Genomic DNA, 4,151 nt, shown 5'->3' with positions numbered 1-4,151 from the left:
GAGGTTTTTGAAATGAATGTTTTGATCATTGGCAGCGGTGGCCGTGAACACGCCCTGGCCTGGAAAGTTGCCCAGGACCCACGTGTCCAGAAAGTTTTCGTCGCCCCCGGCAACGCCGGTACCGCCATTGAAGCCAAGTGCGAAAACGTCGCCATCGACGTGTTGGCCCTTGAGCAACTGGCGGACTTTGCCGAGAAAAACGTTTCCCTGACCATCGTCGGCCCGGAAGTGCCCTTGGTAGCTGGCGTTGTGGACCTGTTCCGCAGCCGCGGCCTGGACTGCTTCGGCCCAACCGCCGGCGCTGCCCAGCTGGAAGGCTCGAAAGCCTTCACCAAGGATTTCCTGGCGCGCCACAAGATCCCGACCGCCGACTACCAGAACTTCACCGAGATCGAGCCGGCCCTGGCCTACCTGCGTGAAGTCGGTGCACCGATCGTGATCAAGGCCGACGGCCTGGCCGCCGGTAAAGGCGTGATCGTCGCAATGACCCTGGCTGAAGCCGAAGACGCCGTGCGCGACATGCTCGCCGGCAACGCTTTCGGTGAAGCCGGTTCGCGCGTGGTGATCGAAGAGTTCCTCGACGGCGAAGAAGCCAGCTTCATCGTGATGGTCGACGGCAAGAACGTACTGCCGATGGCCACCAGCCAGGACCACAAACGTGTGGGTGACGGCGACAGCGGCCCGAACACCGGCGGCATGGGCGCTTACTCCCCTGCTCCGGTAGTGACTGCCGAAGTGCACAAGCGCGTGATGGACCTGGTCATCTGGCCAACCGTGCGCGGCATGGCCGATGAAGGCAATGTATACACCGGTTTCCTGTACGCCGGCTTGATGATCGACAAGGCCGGTAACCCGAAAGTCATCGAGTTCAACTGCCGCTTCGGCGACCCGGAAACCCAACCGGTGATGCTGCGCCTGCAATCGAGCCTGGTGCTGTTGGTTGAAGCTGCGCTGGCCCAGGCCCTGGACAAGGTCGAAGCCCAGTGGGACCCGCGCCCGAGCGTCGGCATCGTGCTGGCCGCCGGCGGCTACCCGGCCGACTACGCCAAGGGCGATGTGATTGAAGGTCTGGACGCGGCTGCTACGCTGGAAGGCAAGGTGTTCCACGCGGGCACCGCGCTCAAGGATGGCAAGGTCGTCACCGCCGGTGGTCGCGTACTGTGCGCAACCGCCATGGGCAGCAGCGTAGATGCCGCCCAGCAACAGGCTTACAAGCTGGCGGCGAAGATCGACTGGAAAGGCTGCTTCTACCGCACCGACATTGGCTACCGCGCCATTGCCCGTGAGCGTGGCGAAAGTCAGTAAACAGCTATCCGTTCGGTTAGGCAGGGGCCTCTGGCCCTTGCCCTACGCTTGTGGCCCCGCGCATAGTTATACCCATGCATCAACCTACGAAGGGATTTCGCCGTGCGCTGGCTCAGGATCGCCATAGGTTTCACTGTCAGTCTGCTGACCTTGCTCTGCTTGCTCCCGGCCCAGGCCGCCGCACAAGGCAGTGGCTGGGCAGTATTGCTTGATGAACAGGCCGATCTGCAACTGAGCGATATCCGCTCGCCCCGCTACATCAATCAATTCAGCCCCATCGAACTGGACCGGATTACCGCCGCGCAACCGGACGGTGCGTTGTGGGTACGCTTCAGGCTGCAACCCGGCAAACACGAGCAAGTGCTGCGGGTATTCGCCCCTGACCTGTCACACCTGAACCTGTATGTACTCGACGGCGACACCCTGGTGGAGCAGGAAGCTACCGGCACCCGCCAGCCCCAGGCCGAGCGCCCGCTGCCCAGCAGCGACTTCATGCTGCCGATGCCGCAAAGCCAGAAGCCGCTGGACGTGTACCTGCGCATGGTCTCGGAACACGAGCTGCGCCCCTACATCACCCTTGAGCCGGCCGTGCTGGCTGCGGCCAACCAGAACCAGACGCTGATCTACGGGCTGCTGTTCGGTTGCCTGGTGATGCTGATCCTGCACAACCTCACCCGCTACGCCTACCATCGCTCCCGCAGCAGCCTGTGGCTCGCCGCCTGCGAATTGCTGTTGCTGCTCAGCCTTGCGCTGCTGCTCAACGTGCTGGGCCCGTGGTTGCCGAACTGGCACGCGGTACAAACCCCCGGTGCCTACCTCGCCCTGCTGCTGACCGCGCCGTGCGGGCTGATGTTTGCCTACCGCTTCTTTGCGCCACTGGGCCCGCATCCGCTGAACAAGCTGTTGATGGCCGATATCCTGCTGATCGTCCTGACCGGCCTGTTGCTGCTGTTCGTCAACACCTTGCCCCTGAACATCATCACCTACGCCCTGGTGGCGCTGGCCGGCCTGAGCATGTTGTTCGTCTCGGCCTATCACTGGCAAAAAGGCTACCGCCCGGCGCGCCTGTTCATGCTGGCGATGGTGATCTTCAACATCGGCACGCTGATTATTCTCCCGGCCTTGCTGGGCCTGACGCTGGTGCCGCCACAAGGCTTGATCATCACCCTGCTCGGCTTTATCTGCCTCAGTGGCCTGTTGATGAGCCTGGCCCTGGGCGAACGCCAGCGCGCCATCACCGAAGACAACTTCAGCCTCAGCCGCGACCTGGCGGCCAGCAACGCCGAAATCGCCGCCAAGGCCGAATTCCTGGCGAAGATCAGCCACGAAATTCGCACGCCCATGAACGGCGTGCTGGGCATGACCGAGCTGCTGCTGGGCACCCCGCTTTCAGTCAAGCAACGCGACTACGTGCAAACCATCCACAGCGCCGGCAACGAACTGCTCACCCTGATCAACGAGATTCTCGACATCTCCAAGCTGGAATCAGGGCAGATCGAATTGGACGATGTGCAGTTCGACCTCAACGCGCTGATCGAAGACTGCCTGAGTATTTTCCGCGCCAAGGCCGAGCAGCAGAACGTCGAGCTGATCAGCTTTATCCAGCCCCAGGTACCCCGGGTGATCAGCGGCGACCCGACGCGGCTGCGCCAGGCACTGTTGAGCCTGCTGGAAAATGCCCTGCAAAAAACCGATGAAGGCGAAGTACTGATCGTCGTCGCACTGGACGAGCGCAGCAGCAAACCGCGCCTGCGCATTGCCGTGCAAGACAGCGGCCTGCCGATGGAACCCGCCGAGCGCGACGCCCTGCTGCACAGCGAGTTGCACAGCAAGAACTTCCTCTCTGCCACCCGCCTGAGCGGCCATCTGGGCCTGGTCATTGCCCGCCAGTTGATCCTGTTGATGAACGGCGAATTCGGCATCAAGAGTGGCAGCCAGCAAGGCAGCACCCTGTGGCTGACCTTGCCGCTGGACCCGGAACGCCTGGAGCACCCGACCTCCGACCTCGACGGCCCGCTCAAGGGCGCGCGCGTGCTGGTGGTGGACGACAACGACACTTGCCGCAAAGTGCTGGTGCAGCAATGCACGGCCTGGGGCCTGAACGTGAGTGCCGTGCCTTCGGGCAAGGAAGCCCTGGCGCTGCTGCGCACCAAGGCGCACCTGCGGGACTATTTCGACGTGGTGCTGCTGGACCAGAACATGCCCGGCATGACCGGCATGCAACTGGCGGCGAAGATCAAGGAAGACCCGAGCCTGAACCACGACATCCTGCTGATCATGCTCACCGGCATCAGCAATGCGCCGAGCAAGATCATCGCGCGCAACTGCGGGATCAAGCGCATCCTCGCCAAACCCGTGGCCGGCTATACCCTCAAGACCACCCTTGCCGATGAGTTGACCCAGCGCAGCAAGGGCTCCGTGCAACCACGCCAGCCGGCGATCAGCGCGCCGGCCCCGGTGACCGTGCCGAGTGACTTCCGGATCCTGGTGGCGGAGGACAACAGCATCTCCACCAAGGTGATTCGCGGCATGCTCGGCAAGCTCAACCTGCAGCCCGACACCGCCAGCAACGGCGAAGAAGCCCTGCAGGCAATGAAGGCCCAGCGCTACGACCTGGTGTTGATGGACTGTGAAATGCCGATCCTCGACGGCTTCTCCGCCACCCAGCAACTGCGGGCGTGGGAAGTCAGCAACCAGCGGATTCGTACGCCGGTGGTGGCGCTGACGGCGCACATTCTTTCGGAGCACAAAGAGCGTGCACGCCAGGCCGGGATGGACGGCCACATGGCCAAGCCGGTGGAGTTGTCACAGTTGCGCGAGCTGGTGGAGTACTGGGTAGCACAGCG

General features: G+C 62.9%; 2 protein-coding genes. Both read left to right on the top strand.

Going from position 1 to position 4,151, the window contains the following annotated elements:
• Window positions 1-12 precede the first annotated feature (12 nt).
• Window positions 13-1,305 carry a phosphoribosylamine--glycine ligase gene (gene purD / locus JV201_RS02945; RefSeq protein WP_003217326.1) on the top strand — a complete coding sequence of 431 codons (1,293 nt, stop codon included), beginning with the start codon at window positions 13-15 and terminating at the stop codon, window positions 1,303-1,305.
• Window positions 1,306-1,407: 102 nt separating this feature from the next.
• The coding region (locus JV201_RS02940; protein ID WP_219407128.1) for a hybrid sensor histidine kinase/response regulator at window positions 1,408-4,151 on the top strand (2,744 nt) is incomplete at its 3' end.

The organism is Pseudomonas sp. Colony2 (assembly GCF_019382755.1).
Lineage (GTDB): Bacteria > Pseudomonadota > Gammaproteobacteria > Pseudomonadales > Pseudomonadaceae > Aquipseudomonas.
This window is presented reverse-complemented; position numbering and strand designations above follow the sequence as displayed.

Excerpts from the sequence above, each read along its gene's own strand:
- purD (WP_003217326.1), top strand. The coding sequence starts at position 13 with ATGAATGTTTTGATCATTGGCAGCGGTGGCCGTGAACACGCCCTGGCC.